15 protein-coding genes are annotated in these 17,770 nt (G+C 69.7%); 5 read left to right on the plus strand and 10 right to left on the minus strand.

Annotated elements, in window-relative coordinates; all coding sequences use genetic code 11:
- Positions 1-74: 74 nt before the first annotated feature.
- Positions 75-1,019 carry a helix-turn-helix transcriptional regulator gene (locus tag ACWD04_RS06945; protein ID WP_451128915.1) on the minus strand — a complete coding sequence of 315 codons (945 nt, stop codon included), beginning with the start codon at positions 1,017-1,019 and terminating at the stop codon, positions 75-77.
- A 171-nt stretch (positions 1,020-1,190) separates the two neighbouring features.
- Here ACWD04_RS06945 and ACWD04_RS06950 point away from each other — a divergent pair, with 171 nt between their 5' ends.
- The gene (locus ACWD04_RS06950; RefSeq protein WP_451128917.1) at positions 1,191-2,231 is read left to right on the plus strand and encodes an NAD(P)-dependent alcohol dehydrogenase; all 1,041 of its coding nucleotides are present in this window, start codon (positions 1,191-1,193) and stop codon (positions 2,229-2,231) included.
- A gap of 93 nt (positions 2,232-2,324) precedes the next feature.
- Here ACWD04_RS06950 and ACWD04_RS06955 read toward each other — a convergent pair whose 3' ends face one another.
- The 4 genes from ACWD04_RS06955 to ACWD04_RS06970 form a co-directional block, all read right to left on the minus strand.
- A complete protein-coding gene (locus ACWD04_RS06955; protein WP_451128919.1) occupies positions 2,325-2,801 on the minus strand; it encodes an NUDIX hydrolase in 477 nt (158 codons plus the stop codon).
- Positions 2,802-2,824: 23 nt separating this feature from the next.
- Positions 2,825-4,456 carry an apolipoprotein N-acyltransferase gene (gene lnt, locus ACWD04_RS06960; protein ID WP_451128921.1) on the minus strand — a complete coding sequence of 544 codons (1,632 nt, stop codon included), beginning with the start codon at positions 4,454-4,456 and terminating at the stop codon, positions 2,825-2,827.
- 78 nt (positions 4,457-4,534) lie between these two features.
- The gene (locus ACWD04_RS06965; RefSeq protein ID WP_451128923.1) at positions 4,535-5,098 is read right to left on the minus strand and encodes a hypothetical protein; all 564 of its coding nucleotides are present in this window, start codon (positions 5,096-5,098) and stop codon (positions 4,535-4,537) included.
- Positions 5,099-5,167: 69 nt separating this feature from the next.
- Positions 5,168-5,959, minus strand: a complete 792-nt coding sequence (locus ACWD04_RS06970; RefSeq protein ID WP_451128925.1) for a glutamate racemase — start codon at positions 5,957-5,959, stop codon at positions 5,168-5,170.
- A gap of 58 nt (positions 5,960-6,017) precedes the next feature.
- On the opposite strand from ACWD04_RS06970, the gene ACWD04_RS06975 reads away from it, so the two are divergent.
- Positions 6,018-7,199, plus strand: a complete 1,182-nt coding sequence (locus ACWD04_RS06975; protein WP_451128927.1) for a glycosyltransferase — start codon at positions 6,018-6,020, stop codon at positions 7,197-7,199.
- A gap of 437 nt (positions 7,200-7,636) precedes the next feature.
- Here the strand turns inward: ACWD04_RS06975 and ACWD04_RS06980 are convergent, their stop codons facing one another.
- The 5 genes from ACWD04_RS06980 to ACWD04_RS07000 form a co-directional block, all read right to left on the minus strand.
- The gene (locus tag ACWD04_RS06980) at positions 7,637-8,941 is read right to left on the minus strand and encodes a PP2C family protein-serine/threonine phosphatase (RefSeq protein WP_451129234.1); all 1,305 of its coding nucleotides are present in this window, start codon (positions 8,939-8,941) and stop codon (positions 7,637-7,639) included.
- Positions 8,942-8,943: 2 nt separating this feature from the next.
- Positions 8,944-9,744: an alpha/beta fold hydrolase gene (locus ACWD04_RS06985; protein ID WP_451128929.1), complete on the minus strand. Its 801-nt coding sequence runs from the start codon at positions 9,742-9,744 to the stop codon at positions 8,944-8,946.
- Positions 9,745-10,215: 471 nt separating this feature from the next.
- Positions 10,216-11,547, minus strand: a complete 1,332-nt coding sequence (locus ACWD04_RS06990; protein ID WP_451128931.1) for an SGNH/GDSL hydrolase family protein — start codon at positions 11,545-11,547, stop codon at positions 10,216-10,218.
- 338 nt (positions 11,548-11,885) lie between these two features.
- Positions 11,886-13,343, minus strand: coding sequence for an acyl-CoA synthetase (locus ACWD04_RS06995; protein ID WP_451128933.1), 1,458 nt, complete (start codon positions 13,341-13,343; stop codon positions 11,886-11,888).
- 62 nt (positions 13,344-13,405) lie between these two features.
- Positions 13,406-14,671, minus strand: a complete 1,266-nt coding sequence (locus ACWD04_RS07000; RefSeq protein WP_451128935.1) for an SLC13 family permease — start codon at positions 14,669-14,671, stop codon at positions 13,406-13,408.
- Between the two features lie 195 nt (positions 14,672-14,866).
- Between ACWD04_RS07000 and ACWD04_RS07005 the strand changes: the two genes are divergently transcribed.
- The 3 genes from ACWD04_RS07005 (at position 14,867) to ACWD04_RS07015 (ending at position 17,356) form a co-directional block, all read left to right on the plus strand.
- Positions 14,867-15,589, plus strand: a complete 723-nt coding sequence (locus ACWD04_RS07005) for a FadR/GntR family transcriptional regulator (protein WP_451128937.1) — start codon at positions 14,867-14,869, stop codon at positions 15,587-15,589.
- Positions 15,590-15,879: 290 nt separating this feature from the next.
- Positions 15,880-16,455 (plus strand): TerD family protein, encoded by a 576-nt coding sequence (locus ACWD04_RS07010; protein WP_451128939.1) that lies wholly within the window; start codon positions 15,880-15,882, stop codon positions 16,453-16,455.
- 157 nt (positions 16,456-16,612) lie between these two features.
- On the plus strand, positions 16,613-17,356 hold the full coding sequence (locus tag ACWD04_RS07015; RefSeq protein WP_451128941.1) for a hypothetical protein: 744 nt from the start codon (positions 16,613-16,615) through the stop codon (positions 17,354-17,356).
- Positions 17,357-17,770 lie beyond the last annotated feature (414 nt).

The following is a 17,770-nucleotide window of genomic DNA, read 5'->3' on the forward strand; positions in this document are numbered from 1 at the left end:
CGGCCGCTGGCCCCGCAGAACGAAGGCCTCCCGGGACTTCCCGGGGGCCTGCGTCCGGCAACGCACGGTTCGGGCTAGGGACTCCCGGAAACGGACGTACCGGCCCGTGTCGCGTCCGTGCCCCAGCTGGCGAGCAGGCGCAACGCCTCCGCCGACGCCGAACCCGGTTCGGCGTGATAAGCGACCACCGACTGCTCGGCGTCGTCGGGCAGAGCGAACGTCTCGAAAGAGAGCGACAGCTCACCCACCAAGGGATGATGCAGCCGCTTGATGCCGTGGCTCTTCTCCTTGACATCGTGCCTGGCCCACAGCCGCCGGAACTCCTCACTCTTCACGGACAGCTCACCGACGAGCGCGGAAAGACGAGGGTCGTCGGGGTGGCAGCCCGCGTCCATCCGCAGATAGCTGACGATGTCCGACGCCTTCTGGTCCCACTCCACGAACAGCTCGCGATACTCCGGCTTCAGGAACACCAGCCGCGCCCAGTTCCGCTCGTGCGGCGGCAACTGTGACCAGTCACCGAAGACCGCCGCAGCCATCCGGTTCCAGGCCAGGATCTCCGAACGCCGCCCGGAGACGTACGCGGGCACGCCGTCCATGGTGTCGAGAAGCTGGCAGAGGGCCCCCCGCACACGCTGCTGCCGCGTCGACGGCTTCTTCCTGTGCTGCTTGGGCTTCGCCAGGTGCGTGAGATGTGCCTGCTCGGCGTCCGTCAGCCTCAGCGCGGACGCGATCGCTCCCAGCACTTCCCCGGACACGTTCTGTCCATTGCCCTGTTCAAGACGTGTGTAATACGCCACGGACACTCCGGCCAGCTGGGCCAGCTCCTCCCGGCGCAGCCCCGGGACGCGACGGTGCCGCCCGAAGTCGGGCAGACCCACGTCCTCCGGCTTCAGCCGCGCACGCCGGCTGCGGAGGAACTCGCTGAGCTCGGCGCGCCGGTCCAGGGCATGCCCTCTGCCGCCATGGGGACCGGGGCCACCGACGGACGTCCGCTCGCGTACAGGCTGCTCGTCCATGAGGTCCAGTATCCACGGTCATACGCACACCATCCTGACCCCGCCGGTAGTAGGACCACTGGACGTAGGCATAACCGTGGGCTGGGTGAAGTCCCGCAGGTGGGGCACGCTGGACGGCGTGCCCGGACCGAAAGCTGCCGGGCGCAGACCACTCCTTAGGAGAACTCCCGCATGACCACTGTCGCTGCGTACGCCGCACCTTCCGCCAACGCTCCGCTGGAGCGCACCACCATTGAGCGTCGCGCGGTCGGCGAGTTCGACGTCCTGATCGACATCAAGTTCGCCGGCATCTGCCACTCCGACATCCACCAGGCCCGTGACGGCTGGGGCGAGGGCATATTCCCGATGGTGCCCGGCCACGAGATCGCCGGCATCGTCACCGAGGTCGGCTCCGGCGTCACCAGGTTCGCCGCGGGCGACCGCGTCGGCGTCGGCTGTATGGTCGACTCCTGCCGCGAGTGCGACAACTGCAGGGCCGGCCTCGAGCAGTACTGCGCCAAGGGCAACATCGGCACGTACAACGCCCTCGACAAGAACGGCGACCCCACCTACGGCGGCTACTCCTCGCACATCGTCGTGGACGAGAACTACACCCTCCGTATCCCCGACGGCCTGTCGCTGGACGAGGCCGCGCCGCTGCTCTGCGCGGGTATCACCACGTACTCCCCGCTGAAGCACTGGAACGCCGGTCCCGGCAAGAAGGTCGCCGTCCTCGGCATGGGCGGCCTCGGGCACATGGGCGTCAAGATCGCGCACGCTCTCGGCGCGGAGGTGACCGTTCTCTCTCAGTCCCTGCGCAAGCAGGACGACGGGCTGAAGCTCGGCGCCGACCACTACTACGCCACCAGTGACCCGAAGACCTTCGAGGAACTGGCCGGAACGTTCGACATCATCCTGTCCACGGTGTCCGCGCCGCTGGACTTCGGCGCCTACCTCTCCCTGCTCAAGACGGACGGCGCGCTGGTGAACGTCGGCGCACCGGAGGAGCCCATCGCCGTCAACCTCTTCTCCCTGATCGGCGGCCGCAAGTCCCTCTCCGGATCCGGTATCGGCGGCATCCAGGAGACCCAGGACATGCTGGACTTCTGCGCCGAGCACGGATTCGGCGCGGAGATCGAACTGATCGGCGCGGCTGAGATCAACGAGGCGTACGAGCGCATACTGAACAGCGATGTGCGGTACCGGTTCGTGATCGACGCGGCAACGATCTGAGGGTTTCGGCTGCTGGGCCGCGGCACAGCGCTCAGCACATGACGGGGAGGGCCGGTCTCCGGCCTACGGCCGCCGGGGAGGGGGCCGGGCCCGTCATGCCTCGTCGCGCGCGAACCAGGTGGGGCCGTCCGTGAGGGACTGCTTGATCCGGAACAGTGAGTATTCGCTCAGCGCGGGCAGCGCGTCGACGTCGAACCAGGCGACGTCCAGCGACTCGTCGTCGTTCACCCGCGCCTCGCCGCCGGTGGCCCGGCAGCAGAAGGTGATGTCGACGTACTGGCACCGGTCGCCGTTGGCGTACTGCACCGGCTTCAGCGCCTGGATGAGCACGACCCGCTCCGCGACGCAGTGCACCGCCGTCTCCTCGTACACCTCGCGCTCCGCCGTCACCGCGGGCTCTTCGCCGGGCTCGCCGATGCCGCCGATGACCGACCACTTGCCGGTGTCCGACCGCCGGCCGAGCAGCACCCGGCCCTTGTCGTCGAAGACGACCGCGGTGACTCCCGGCAGCAGGAGCAGCTGGTGCCCGGCGGTGGCACGGATGTCGCGGATGAAGTCTGGAGTACTCATGCGACGAGCCTATGCGAGCGAAATCACGTGGCGGCCGGGACGTTCTCCGGCCCGGCCGCCAGGTCCCTTCGTCCCTTCCTCGCCCGCACCGGCCTGGCCGTCGCCCAGCCGAGACCGGCCACGGCGAGCAGCGCCAGGACGCCCTCCGGGAGGGTTCCCAGCCGGGTGGCGGGCGTGAGCGAGGACCGCAGGGGTACCTCGTCGACCAGGGCGTCCGGGGTGAACATCTTCGTCTTCTCCACGATCGTGCCGTCCGGCCGGATGACCGCGCTGACGCCGCTGGTGACGGGCACGACGACGGACCGCCCGTGCTCGACAGCCCGCACCCGGCTCATCGCCAGCTGCTGGTAGGTCATCTCGCTGCGCCCGAAGGTGGCGTTGTTGCTCGGTACGGCGATCAGCTGTCCGCCCTCCTTGACGGTGTCGCGTACGGCGTCGTCGAACGCGGCCTCGTAACAGGTCACGAGCCCGACCTTCGTACCCGCCAGGTCGAACACGCCCACCTTGTTTCCGGGGCCGAAGTCCCGCTGCACCCGGTCGACGTCCTCGCTGAAGATCCGTGCGACGGAGCGCATCGGCATGTACTCGCCGAACGGCTGGATGTGCCGCTTGTCGTAGGTGTCCACGGGGCCGCTCTCCGGGTCCCACTCGATCAGGGTGTTTCGGAGGGAGCCGGTGTCGGGGGTGAGGACCGCGCCGATGACGGTGGGTGCGCCGATGGCGCGCACGGCCCGGTCGATGGCGTCGCGGGCGTCGTCGTTGCGGTACGGGTCGAGGTCGGAGGAGTTCTCCGGCCACAGGACGAAGTCGGGCTGGGGCACCTTCCCCGCCTCGACGTCCCGGGCGAGCTGTTCCGTGCGCTCCGCGTGGTTGTCCAGGACGGCCCGGCGCTGGGAGTTGAAGTCGAGGCCCAGGCGCGGCACGTTGCCCTGGATCGCGGCGACCGTGGCAGTGCCGTCCTCGGGCGAGTCGTCCACGAGCGGGAGGGCCGCCAGCGCGGCGGCGACCGGGACTGTGACGGTGACGGCCGCCGCGACGACTGCGGAGCGGGGCACGGTGCCGTTGGTGCGGTAGCGGCGGACCTGCCGGACGGCTTCCAGGAGTCCGAAGCCGCACAGCACGACGGCGAACGAGAGCAGCGGGGTGCCGCCCAGAGCGGCGAGCGGCAGGAACGCGCTGTCTGCCTGGCCGAAGGCGATCTTGCCCCAGGGGAAGCCGCCGAACGGGACCCGCGCACGGAGCGCCTCGTCCAGGGTCCACACGGCCGCAGCCCAGACCGGCCAGTACGGAAGCCGGGAGACTGCGGCGATACCGGCACAGCCGACGGCGATGAACAGCGCTTCGGCGAAAGCGAGGGCCAGCCACGGGACCGGGCCGACCTCCTCGCCCGTCCAGTGCAGCAGCGGCAGCATGAAGCCGAGGCCCGCGAGGAGGCCGAGGCCCAGCGCCGCGCGCAGCCTGCGTGCGGTCAGGACCCAGCCCAGCAGGGCGAAGCCGGGCAGCACCAGCCACCACAGGGGCCGGGGCGGGAAGCTCGCGTAGAGCAGCGCACCGGACAGCACGGCTGCGGCAGGCCGGACGAGCCGCGGCCACAGCTTCCTGCTGCGGGACACGGGGGCGGGCGACGGTTCGACGGTGGTGATGGTGGCGCTCACCTGGCGGAGTCTACGGTGGGCGGCTGTGAGGGCGGCAGCCGCTCCGGCCACCCCGGGGCAGCGGGGCCCCGGCCGGGCTCAGGATCCCGGGGTCTTCCCGGTGGACGCGAGGTGCAGGCGGTCGCGGATGAACCGTACGGCGGCCTCCGCGTCGTCCACCGTCACGGTGAAGCTCCTGCCGTCCCCCAGCCGGAGCACCAGCCCCTCCCCACGGCGCACGACCACGGCCGTGCCCTGGTCAGGGCGCCAGCGGTAGCCCCAGCCGCCCCAGTGACGCGGGGTGACCTTGGGGGCGAAGTCCGCGCCCACCACATGGGTGAGCAGGATCCGGCGCCTGGGCAGCCCGGCGTGACCGCACCTCACCTCGAGGGCGTCACCGTCGACCTTGACGGCCACGTGCACGAAGGCGAGGGTCCCGAAGAGGATCAGGAGTCCGGCGGCGACACAGCCGATGACGGACATGAGCAGCGGGGCGTACCCGCCACCCCAGGCCGAGTCGACGGCGAGTTCGATACCGAGTGCCAAGCATCCTGCCCCCGCGGCCGCGAGCAGCCACTGGAAGCGATTGGTGGCCCGTCCCGTCCAGACCGTGCTCGGGGCCTGGCTCGAACCGTGCCGCGTATTGCCGGGGTGGTCCGTCATGCCAAGCAGCGTACCCACGTTTCGCGCGGTGGGGAGGGGTGTGCGGCCCCGGCGAGGCGCCGCAGGCGGTCAGACCGCGGGGCTGACGGCCTTGAGCAGCAGGCCCTCGGCGTAGGCCAGAGCGGGTTCGGTCAGGTCGGCGGCTTCTCCGCCGAGGAGCACGGTGAGGGTGCCGACCGGTTCGGCCGACGGAGCGGGTGCCTCCCCGATACGGCGCAGAGCCTGGGCAGCCACCGCTTCGGCGGAGCCGTGCAGCACGAGCGGCGCACGGCCGGGCCGGCCGGCTTCCACCGCGGCGCGGATGCGTTCGGCGACCAGTTCGTAGTGGGTGCAGCCCAGGACGACGTCCGTCACATCGGCCGGAGTCAGGGCGGTCGCGGCGGCCACTGCGCGTTCGATCGCCTCCTCGTCGGCATGCTCCACGGCGTCGGCGAGCCCCGGGCAGGGCACTTCCATGACGTCCACGGAACGGGCGAAGTCGTGGATCAGCCCGCGCTGGTAAGGGCTGCCGGTGGTCGCCGGCGTGGCCCAGATGGCAAGGGGCCCACCGCCCGCGGCGGCCGGCTTGATCGCGGGCACCGTGCCGATGACCGGCAGCCCGGGCTCCAGTTCGGCCCGCAGGGTGGGCAGGGCATGAACGGATGCGGTGTTGCAGGCGACGATCAGGGCATCCGGCAGACGGGCCGCTGCCGCGCGTGCCACGGCGAGCGCACGCCGGGTCACGTCCTCAGGCGTGCGGGGCCCCCAGGGCATCGAGCCGGGATCGGACGACAGCACCAGATCGGCGTCGGGCCGTAGCCTGCGTACGGCGGCCGCTGCCGCGAGCAGGCCGATTCCCGAGTCCATGAGTGCGATCTTCACCCGGTCACCATAGTCGACAGCCCTTGCGGGCCCGCCGGAGTGGGGCACACTTCGACGGATGAGCGCCGTTGCCTGGATCGCCGTGGGTTCACTGATCGTGTGGGTATGGCTGCTGCTCGGCCAGGGCTTCTTCTGGCGGACCGACCAGCGGCTGCCCGTACGCAGGGATCCGGCGCGCTGGCCCTCGGTGGCGGTGGTCGTCCCCGCGAGGAACGAGGCCGAGGTCCTGCCGGTGAGCCTGCCGTCGCTGCTCGCCCAGGACTATCCGGGTGACGCGGAGATCTTTCTGGTCGACGACTGCAGCGGCGACGGCACGGGCGCGCTCGCCCGTGAGCTGTCCGAGCGGTGCGGTGGGATGCCCCTGACGGTGGTGACGCCCGGTGAACCGGAGCCGGGGTGGACGGGCAAGCTGTGGGCCTTGCGGCACGGGATGGCGCTGGCCCGGCAGCGGAAGCCCGAGTTCCTGCTCCTGACGGACGCCGACATCGCGCACGAGCCGGACAGCCTGCGTGAACTCGTGGCTGCGGCCGGGACCGACGGGACGGACCGGTTCGACCTGGTCTCACAAATGGCCAGGCTGCGGGTGGTGAGCAGCTGGGAGCGGCTGATCGTGCCGGCCTTCGTCTACTTCTTCGGGCAGCTCTACCCGTTCCGGTGGGTGAACGGGACGGGGTCGCGGACAGCCGCGGCGGCGGGCGGCTGTGTGCTGCTGCGCGCCGGAGCCGCCGATCGGGCGCGGATCCCGGAGTCCATCCGTCAGGCGGTGATCGACGATGTGTCGCTGGCGCGTGCGGTGCGGCGCAGCGGCGGCCGCATCTGGCTGGGGCTCGCCGACCGGGTGGACAGCGTGCGGCCCTGTCCCCGGCTGGCGGACCTGTGGCGCATGGTCGCGCGGAGCGCGTACGCACAACTGCGGTACAGCCCGTCGCTGCTGGCCGGCACGGTGCTCGGTCTGGGCCTGGTCTATGTCGCGCCGCCCGTCACGCTGGGCGCTGGACTGCTGACGGGTGATCCGGTGGCCGCGGCGGCGGGCGGGGCGGCCTGGGCACTGATGGCGGGGACGTACATGCCCATGCTCGGGTACTACCGCCAGTCGCTGTGGCTGGCGCCGCTGCTGCCTTTCACCGCGGTCCTCTATCTTCTGATGACGGTGGGGTCCGCGGTACAGCACTACCGGGGGCTGGGGGCTGCGTGGAAGGGGCGTACCTACGCCCGCCCCGAGGCCGCACCGGAGCCCTGAGCCGGGGGGGCCCGAGCGGCGACGGTCCGTCCGCCGCGGGGTCACTTGCGCCCGGGGGGCCACCCATGCCCCACCCGTAGGCGCTGTCGATGGTCCCCTGGGGGACGAGACGGCGGGCCTCGCGCTGCACGGTCGGTGAGGCTGTCCGTGACGGCACCGCCGGCCGTCCGCTTCTCCTCGTGGCGCACCGCGCCGGACCGTGCGTCGGCTGGTGGCGGGCCGAATCCGGCACAAGATCCGTTTGCCCGGGGCCGATCTGACCGCGCGCCGCTCACGCCCGGGGCAGGACGGGGCGGGCGAGGCCTCGAGCAATGCCACACGGCCTGAACGGCACGCCCTTCGGAGACGCAGTCCAGTCCCCTGTCCTGGATCAGAGGAAAGGCTGCCACGACCTACGGAGACACTCTGAGCCACGTTGCAACTCGGTCCCGGCGCAGTCAGCGCGCGGGGCGATGCTCTGTCCGATCCGGCTCCGGTCCCCTCACCTCGGCCGGAGGCTCAACCGGGGGCACGCCCATCGCCAGGAGCGCGGTGTCATCGTCAAGTCCCCCGCCGAACGAGTCCAGGAGCACGGTGAGGGCCTTGACGACGCCGGGAGCCGCGGTGGGTGCGAGGGCCCGCGCGAAGTCCAGGAGCCCTTCATTGCCATACCGTTCGCCTGCACGCGGGGAGGCACGTGCCTCGGTCAGACCGTCGGTGTAGAGCAGCAGAGTGTCCCCAGGGCCCAGGTCCACGGTGGCTGTGGTGAACTCGGCGTCCGGTACGACCCCGACCAGCTGACCGCCCGGCGTGGGCACATAGTCGGCGCTGCCGTCGGCCCGCAGCAGCACGGCCGGGGGGTGTCCGCCGCCGGCGAGGACGACATGGAATCCCACGTCGTCCTCCTCGGGTGTGAGCACACCGAAGATCACGGTGCAGAAGCGCGGTTCGTCATCCTGGGGCTCTTGGCTGAGCGCGGTGTTGAGGTTGGCCAGGACCGTGACCGGTACCGGATCGGAAACCGCTGCGGCCCGCAGGGTGTAGCGCGCCAGGGACGTCACCACGGCCGCGCCCGCGCCCTTGCCGCGCACGTCCCCCATGAAGAACCCCCAGCGTCCCGCGGCCAGCGGGAACAGATCGTAGAAGTCCCCGCCCACCTCGTCGGAGGATGCGAAGTGGTAGTGCGCGGCGACGTCCAGGCCCGGAACCGGTTGGAGAGCCGGTGGAATCAAGGTGCGCTGCAGGGTCGTGGCGAGGCGCTGCAGGCGTTCGCGGTCGTGCTCGACCTCCCGTCGGGCTCTCAGCAGTTCACGCTCGTAGGTACGTCGGTCCCGGGCGTCCAGGAGGGTGGTGCGGATCAGCAATGGTTCACCGTCGCTGTCCTGCTTGACGGTTGAGGTGACCAGGACGGGCAGCCGGCTGCCGTCCGCGGCTTTGAGTTCCAGGGCGATGCCGCTGACCTCGCCCTGCATCCGCAGCAGCGGTGAGAAGTGTGTCTCGTGATACAGCCTGCCGCCGATGGTCAGCAGATCGGAGAACTGCTTGTGGCCGATCAGTTCCTCGCGGCGGCGGCCGAGCCATTTCAACAGGGTTCCGTTGACCTTGGCGATCCGCCCGTCCATCAGTGTGGAGAGATAGCCGCAGGGCGCGTTCTCGTACAGGTCCTCCGCGCTGTCCTCCAGCAGGGCGAGGAACGGGAGCTGTTCCTGGTCACGGTCCCCCGCCGCCCACAACGCGTTGGTCTCGTCGCCGCCCGGGTACATCGTCACGCCCCCTGCATGAAGGCGATGATCGCCTCAGCCGTCTCCTTGGGGGCGCTCAGCTGGGGGCAGTGGCCCGTCGAGTCCAGAGTGACCAGTTCGCTGCCGGCGATCCGGGCATGGACGAAGGCGCCCACCTCGCGCGGGGCGATCGTGTCGCGCGCGCTCTCGGCGATGAACGTCGGAACGGTCACCTTGGCGAGATCCGCCCGGTTGTCGGACAGGAAGGTCGCTCTGGCGAAGGCCCGGGCAATCTCCGGATCCGTTCGGCAGAAGCTGTTGGTCAGCTCTTCACCCAGTTCGGGACGCTCCGGGTTTCCCATGATCACCGGTGCCATTGTCGCGGACCAGCCCAGGTAGTTGCTGTCCAGCGATTCGAGCAGTTCGTCGATGTCCTGCGCACTGAATCCGCCCCGGTAGTCGCCGTCATCGATGTACGACGGCGACGGAGTGAGGAGGATCAGCCTGTCGAACAGCCCGGGCTCCCGCACCGCGGCAAGGACCCCGATCATGGAACTGACCGAATGCCCGACGAAGGTCACAGGTCCGAGGCCGAGTTCCTGGCAGATCTCGATCACGTCCTGCGCATAGCCGTCCAGACCGGAGTAGCGCTCGGGGCTCCAGGCGGACAGATCCGAACCCCCCGCCCCCACATAATCGAAGAGGACCACCCGGAAGCTTTTCTCCAGTTCGGGCGCGACGAGGCGCCACAGGCTCTGATCGCATCCGAAACCATGGCCGAGCATCACGACCGGGCCGCCCTCCCGGCCCGTCACCTTCACTCGGTTCCTCTTACGAACGTCCATGAGAACATCCTGACACTCCCGGCACGTGACGGCATGATGTCCCGAAGCAGAGCCACCCACCAGCACTTTTCACAAAGAGTGACCATCCGCCTACAGGGCGCCTGAGACGTCACCGCGATGCCACCGCGGTCGTCGTCGGGACCGGAACCCGTACGCGGCTGGCTTCGACCCACGCACGCGGTCCCGAGCGGCGGTAGGTGAGTGCCTTCGACCGGTCGATGCACGGGATCTCGTGGCTTCTGATCCGGTTCATGCTGATCACTCCGCCGCTGGTGCCGGCGGCGGGCGCCGCCCTGCGCGGTACGTACCAGCACCGGCGCGGACCACGACGTGGACGCGTCGGCGCTCCTCCTGAACGGTAAGGACGAAGTGCCAGCCAGGAGTGACCCGTGGCGTCGTGCACCGGGGCGCGATGAGCGCGTTTCCGGGCCGTTGGTGTCTAAGCCTCTCCCGGCGTGCTTCAGAGCCTCGTCACCGACGTGCGGAGGACGCGAGCATCGGCAGCGAGAGGGTGTCGGCCAGAGCCTGCTGACCGGTGATGTTCGCGTGGACACCGTCTCCGGTGTCGTAGGGCGGGTTGATGGCGTTCGGCTTCAACGGGTCCTTGAGAACCTGGTCGAAGTCCATGATGCCGTCGCAGGTGCCGCTGCAGTTGTTCCATTTCGAGACGAACGAGTTGATGGTGTGGCGACTTCTGTTGTGCTCATCGGTATAGCTCGGGCGGGGTGTCACCGGAGTGACGTACACCTTGATACCAGCCGCGCGCAGACGTCCGAAGACGTCGCGGTAGCTCGCCAGCACCTGTTGGGCGTCGCATCCGGCGGGCAGGTCATTGGTGCCGTAGTAATAGAGGACTCCGGTGACTCCATGGAGGGCCAGCACGTCTCTCTGCAGGCGTGCCCGCGCGTCAAGCCCGCGGAGGGGTTCACCGAGCTTCGGGCATTCGGCGGCACTGGTGGTGCCGTTGACACCTGCGTTGGCCACTGCGAGCTGGCGTGTCGGGGGCAGTTCCGTGGTGATGCGCCGGACGAGGTCGTCGGCCCATCGGCGGTTGGTGCCGAGTTGTGTGCAGCCGGGGCCGCAGTTGGTGGATCCGACCCCGTCGACCACGGAGCTGCCGTAGGCGACGAGGCTGCCCTTCAGGGTCGGGTTGTGTACGTCCACGGCGGTGACCAGGTAGGTGGACTCGGTCGTCTCCGTGTAGGCGGCGGCACTCGTGTCGCGGGTGTGGTCCCCGGTGCCGGGCGCCGTCAGGTAGTTGGTACGAAAGGCGGTCTGGTGCCGGCCCGGGACGACGACGCCGGATACGGACAGAGAGACCGCGACGTCCCCCTGGGCGCGGGTCGCCAGGGCAGTGGCGTCACTCCAGAGCTCTCCGCCGGCCGGGATGACGGCGTCGCTCCGACCGGAGAAGGTGACGGGACGGGGGCGCCCCTGCGCGGCAGCGCTCTCTCCGTCGGTGAGCCCCACTGTGGCGGCGTCCACGGTGAGGGGGGTCGTACCGAATGTGTTCTGGATCCGGATGCGCAGCGCGTCGCCTCCCTGGCTGAGGTGACTGATCATGCGCACGGTCTGGTCACGCAAGGGAGTGGGAGCGAGGTCGTGCTGCGGGCTGGCCCACGACGTGAACCAGGCCCGCGCGCCGGGTCGTTGTCCGGATGCGGTGTCGCCCGCGGCGTCCGTCGTCGGGACCGAGACAGCGAAAGCTGCCGCTATCGAAGTGGTGGCCACGGCGGTCGAGATACGTCTGGCCAGCGGTACCCGGGCGCTGCGGCGGCCTCTGGCGAGGAGTGATGTGATCATGGACTTGCCATTCCGTGAGGAGAAGCGATGGACGTTCCGAGCCGTGCGGCGAGCGATCGCCCCGGCCCGAGGCCGGATGCGCACACCTCTTTCCGTGAGGAGGACCCCACCCCGGAGGACGAGATCAGGCGCGCCGCGACATCAGCCCCCGCGGAAAGCCGAGTTCGACCAGGTCCTGTGGTCGGATCCTCAGCTCGTCGGCGGTAGGACCCTTCTGGCGGGTGGGGCGTTCGAGGTTCGCGGCTGCCGTGTGAAGGTGTCGGCGACGGCCGCGAGGGGCTTCGCGTGCCGTCATACGCGCCGGGCCTCCTGCGCCTGCGCTCGTCCGCCCCGAGGCCTCACACGCGAAGAGCCCGTTTCATGATCTTGCCGAGGTCGTTGCGGGGGAGCTCGGACAGGTAGCGCACCGCCCGCGGCCGCTTGTGCGGGGCAAGCTGCGCAGCCACATGGGCTGCCAACTCAGCAACCCCCGGGCGGTGTTGCGGGTCTTCCGGTACGATCCACGCCACGATCCGCTCGCCGAGGTCGGCGTCCGGCTCTCCCGTCACGGCCGCGTCCCTCACACCGGGGTACTCCATCAGCGCGTTCTCGATCTCGCCCGCGCCGATCTTGTAACCGCCGCTCTTGATGAGATCGGTCGCTTTTCGGCCGACGATCCGGACGTAACCGTCCCGATCGAGGATTGCCATGTCTCCGGTGCGGAACCAGCCGTTCTCGGTGAACGCCTCGGCGGTGGCTTCGGGCCGGTTGAGGTACTCGGTGAAGAGGTTCGGGCCGCGCACCTGGATCTCACCCACGATGTCCGGCCCCGTGCCGACGGGTATGCCCGCCTCGTCGACGAGCCGCAACTCGACGCCCCGCAGGGGCACTCCGACGGCCCCGGCCCGAGGCTCACCGTCCGCGCGCACACTGGTGTTCATCAGCGTCTCCGTCATCCCGTACCGCTCGATGACGGTCCGGCCGGTCGCCGCCGCGATCCGTTCGTGGTCGCGCGCCGGAAGCGCAGCCGATCCCGACACGAGCAGGCGCGCACCGGACAACGCTTCGGCGAGCGCGGCGTCACCGGGCCCGGTGGAGAGGGCCTCGGCGATGCGGTGGTACATGGTCGGCACCCCGAACAGCATCGTGGCTCCTGCGCTCAGCTCCCGTGCCACCCCGTCGGTACTGAACCGCCCCAGGTGGCGCACCGATCCCCCGCGCCTCAGCGGCCCGAGGATGCCGAGGATCAGCCCGTGCACGTGGAACAGGGGCAGCGCGTGCACCAGCACATCGTCGGCGTCCCATTCCCAGGCATCCTGAAGCGCATCCAGCGTGCTGGTCAGGGCTCGTCGAGGCAGGACCGCGCCCTTCGGCGGGCCGGTGGTACCTGAGGTGTAGACGATCAGTGCGGGATGGCCGGGGCCGGGCTCAGCGGGTGGTGCGCCTGCTGGTCCCGCAGCCACGTCGATGTCCTTGCGAGGTAGTTCGTCCAGCACGGACGGGAGTACGTCGCCTGCTGCGGCCAGGACCAGCGACGGCGCGCTGTCGGCCACGATGTGGGCCAGTTCGCTCCCGCCGATCCGTGGATTGAGCGGCACCGCGGGCACACCGGCGAGGAGCGCCGCCACCACACCGACCGCGGTCTCAAGACTCGGCGTCGCCCACACGGCGACTCGACGGGCCGAACCCAGGGTCGCGGCGAGCGACCCGGCCGACGCCGCGAGTTCGGCGTACGACAGGGTCCGGTCTCCGAATTGCAGGGCGGGCCGCGAACTGCTCTCGGCCAGTGCGGGGAACAGTTTTTCGGGGGCGTTCACGCGTCGTACTCCAATCGGTGGACCGGCAGAAAATCGGAGCCGTGACAGGGGTCTGCTGGGATTCACCCGAACCCTGGCACCACCAGGACGAGCCACGCCGCTGCGGGCACCACCGCGACGACGACCCCGCCGTACACCATCAGCTGCCTGAAGAATCGCTCTCGGTCGACGTCCGGGGCCGCTGCGAGAACGAGCGCGCCGTTGGTCGAGAAGGGGCTGACGTCCACCACGGTCGCCGATACCGCCAGCGCCGCGATCATTCCGACGGCCCCGATCTCTCCTTGCGCGAGGAACGGCACGGCCAGCGGGATCAGCGCGCCCATGATGCCGACCGACGAGGCGAACGCCGAAACGATCGCGCCGATGTAGCACAACAGCAGGGCCGCGAGCAGTGGCACTCCGATGCCTCCGACTCCCTCCCCCGCCCACGTGATCGTGCCCATCTCCTCGAGCACGCCGACATAGGTCAGTACGCCGCAGATGAGCAGCACGGTGGGCCAGGCGATCGCGCCGACCGCTTTGCGGCTGGTATCCGGCCACACGGCACTGATCAGCACGGCGAGCGTGATGGCGGTCAGACCCGCGTCCAGATCGAAGACGAGTACGGCGACGACCAGAGCGAGGAGCGAGAGGAGGGTGGCCGTGCGGGGTGCGTCGAGCCGGACACTCCCCTCCGCCGCAGGAGGCTTGGGTGAGTCGTCGTCGCCCTCCGCGGTGCGATGCCGGGCCAGCTTCAGGCCGCCGAACAGCACGAACACCACACCGGCGATGATCAGGTTGGCGACCAGCGAGGCGAGGAACAGCGCGATCTCGTTGCCCGGCAGGTTCTCGCGCTCCACTATGCCGTTCACGATCGAGCCGTAGATGCTGATCGGGGAGAAGCCTCCACCCTGCGCTCCGTGCACCACCATCGCGCCCATCAGGAGCGGGCTGATGCCGTAACGGACGGCGAAGCTCAGAGCGATCGGTGCGACGATCGCCACTGCGGCCGGACTGACCGCGCCGATCGCCGTCAGCGCCCCGGTGATCACGAACATCACCCAGGGGATCAGAGCGATACGCCCGCCGACCAGGCGGATGGAGGCATGGACCAGCCAGTCGGTGGTGCCATTGGCCCGGGCTATCGCGAACAAGTAAGTGACGCCGACCAGAACGACGAAAAGGTCTCCGGGAAACCCGGCGAAGATGCCGTCCGCGTCCAGGTCAGCCGCCAGCCCGCCCACCGCGAAGGCGGCAGCGAACGCCAGCGCGCCCATGTTGATCGAGCGGGTGGTGGCGATCGCGAAGACCGCCACAAGTACGAGGATAGAGATGAGTTCCGCGGACATTGCGGGCTCCCGTCCTGGGGCCGAACCTCATTGGTCCAGTGGATGAGCCACTTGGCCTGTTGACGGCACTCAGAGTCGAGGGCGCGGAAACAACCGTCAAGGGGTTGCGCAGAATTTGGTTCAGCCTCTGGACCACTGAGCGCTGCTAGGCTTCCGGTGCCAAGAGGGCGGGGCCCTTCGGAACAGGGGCGGGGGATGTCCGACGCACTGCGGCCCATGGGGCGCACACGACTGTACGAGCAAGTGCTCGACCGGCTGCGCTCCTACGCCGCCGAGAGCGGTCTGGTAGCGGGCGACAGGCTTCCACCGGAGCGCGATCTCGCTCGGCGCCTAGGAGTCTCCCGGGCTTCGGTGAAGCAGGCCATTGTCGTCCTCGAAGTGCAGGGACTCGTCGAGGTGCGGCACGGAGGCGGTACCTACCTCCTCGGAGACGGACTGGATGCCGAACCCGTCGAGCGGCTCGTCGAACGCCGGCGCAGGCTGCCCGACGTGCTGGAGGCACGCGAGGCACTGGAGACGAAACTCGCCGAACTCGCGGCAGAGCGGCGTACCGAGGCGGACTTGACGGCACTGAGGGCGTCGCTCGCCCACATGGCGGCGGATATCGCCGACGGCGGCCACGGCATCGAAGGGGACCGGCGCTTCCACGCCGCCGTTACCGCGGCCGCCCACAGTGCTCTGCTCGCCGAATTCATGCGGTCCATCGCCGACCAGATCACCGAGAGCAGGCACGAATCCCTGCGCCAGCCACGCCGGCCCGGCCGCTCTCTGAACCAGCACCGGGCGATCCTCGACGCGATCGCGGAACAGCGCGGCAAGGCTGCGGCCGCGGCGATGCGGCGCCATGTCCGGACCGTCGCGAAGGTGCGGCTCCTGGACTGGAATCCCGAACCGGACACCACCGACGGGACACCCTGATCCGCACCGCCTTCGCCGGGACTGTACGACGTACAGGCGAACAAGCCGGCCGCCCGCAGTAGCCGGTCGACGTCCCGGCCGGCGCCGCGGACGGGACGTCATGTGCGCCCGGTGGGCTTCGCCGGGTACGGGTTCCTGCCGCAGCCCCGGATGCGCTGTCTCGATTCCGGACACCCTGCCCGGCGACCTCCTCCCAACTTCTACAGTGCTGTAGATTCAAGGGGCTGGTGATCACGGAACCGCCCCTCGATCCGGGGCGCGGTGCGAATACGCGCGAAGGGAACAGCACTATGGGTGTCAGTCTGGCCAAGGGCGGCAACGTCTCGCTCAGCAAGGAGGCCCCGGGCCTGACCGCCGTCCTCGTCGGACTCGGCTGGGACGCACGCAGCACCACCGGTACCGACTACGACCTCGACGCCAGCGCCTTGCTGGTGGACGGCAACGGCAAGGTGCTCTCCGACCAGCACTTCATCTTCTACAACAACCTGAGGAGCCCCGACGGTTCAGTCGAGCACACCGGAGACAACCTCACCGGAGAGGGCGAGGGCGATGACGAGTCTCTCAAGGTCAACCTGACCACCGTCCCCGCGAATGTGGCGAAAATCGTCTTCCCGGTCTCCATCCACGACGCCGCGAACCGCGGCCACAGCTTCGGCCAGGTCCGTAACGCGTTCATCCGCGTGGTCAATCAGTCAGGCGGCGCCGAACTCGCCCGCTACGACTTGTCCGAGGATGCCGCCACCGAGACCGCCATGGTCTTCGGCGAGCTCTACCGGCACGGCGAGGAATGGAAGTTCCGTGCAGTCGGCCAGGGCTACGCCTCCGGACTGGCCGGAATCGCCTCCGACTACGGCGTCGGAGTCTGAGGCATCGTTCCACGCCTGCCCCGGCCGCCGGCCGGCGTCCCGGCCGACGGCCGGGGCGCCCCTGCACGTACAAGATGTCAGCACCAGGCCGGCTCCCACACCAGGGAGCGGACAATGCGCTTCAGTTCCACGGCAGAAACGAACGGGGATTCCTCTCATGCATGCGCCCGACCGGCTTGAGGCGGAGAACGGAACAGACTTCGAACAGGTATTACGCCTCGCCCTGGACACCCCGAAGATCCGGGCCGCGTTGCGGCACCCGGACGCGGAGACCGACGCCGAACGTCTTCGCACCCGGGCCCTGATCGCAGCCGAGACCATCGCGGCTGAGGCCGCAGCCGAGTACTCCTTCTACCTCGGGCTGCGGGCCCAAGCCGAAGATTCCGCGGCCCGCCGCCCTGCCCACCCGCGAGATGCGGACGCTACAACGGGCCGCGGACTGCTGAGCGCTCTGGCGGTGCTCGCACCGCTCCTGTCCGCCACCGCTTCAGCGATATTCCTCCTTCTTGGCTACGGCCTCCGGCTCGTCGGCACTCAACAACACCTCGCGGCTGCCCTCGTGGGCACCGGCTGGATCACCGCAGCGCTGGCGGCACTCGCGGCCCTCGCCTCCGCGGCCGCCCTGATCGTCACCGCCGTGCGGCACCGTTTCACCCCGGGTGACCCCGAGCACCACGTCGCCGCAGCTCACCAGGCCTGGCGTCAAGCGCTGCTGGAACGCGGCCTCCTGCCCTTCCTGCACCAGCATCTGCCCACTCCGGCTCTCAGCGCCGCAGAACAGTCACCGCCCCGCCCATCCGCCCCCGACCCGCATCCGGACGCCCGCAGCCGCCTGGGCTACACCAGCCCCGACTTCACCGGCCCGGACTCCACCGGCCCCGCGACGCCCTCGCGGAACTGACACCCGACGCCGCAGAGCGCGCGGCGCCGAGTCCGTCATCACGCCCCTGGACCGCGACTCCACCCTCACGGAGCGGAAACTCCCGGGCGCCGGGAGACGTTGCACCTCCGCCGCGAAGAACTGATCGCCAGGGATGACACACCGGCCGACCACGGCCGAAGGCGCGCGCCCGCGCGCCAGGCTCCGCCGCACCAGTTCGTGGGAGAGGCGCCGGGAGCCGACCATGCCGGCTCCGGGCGTGGCATTGTCGTCCGTCGCCGGTTGGGGACCGGCCATGGGCTCTCCCACGGAAAAGCCCTCGATGTTAACGAGGGCTTTAACTATGTTTTGGCAGGTCAGGCCGACAAAACCAGCGTAAAAGGGATAACCCCAGGATTGGGGCTCCCCAACCAGCACATCGTGGGCTTAACTTAT

It is taken from the genome of Streptomyces sp. NPDC002911, from assembly GCF_053591835.1.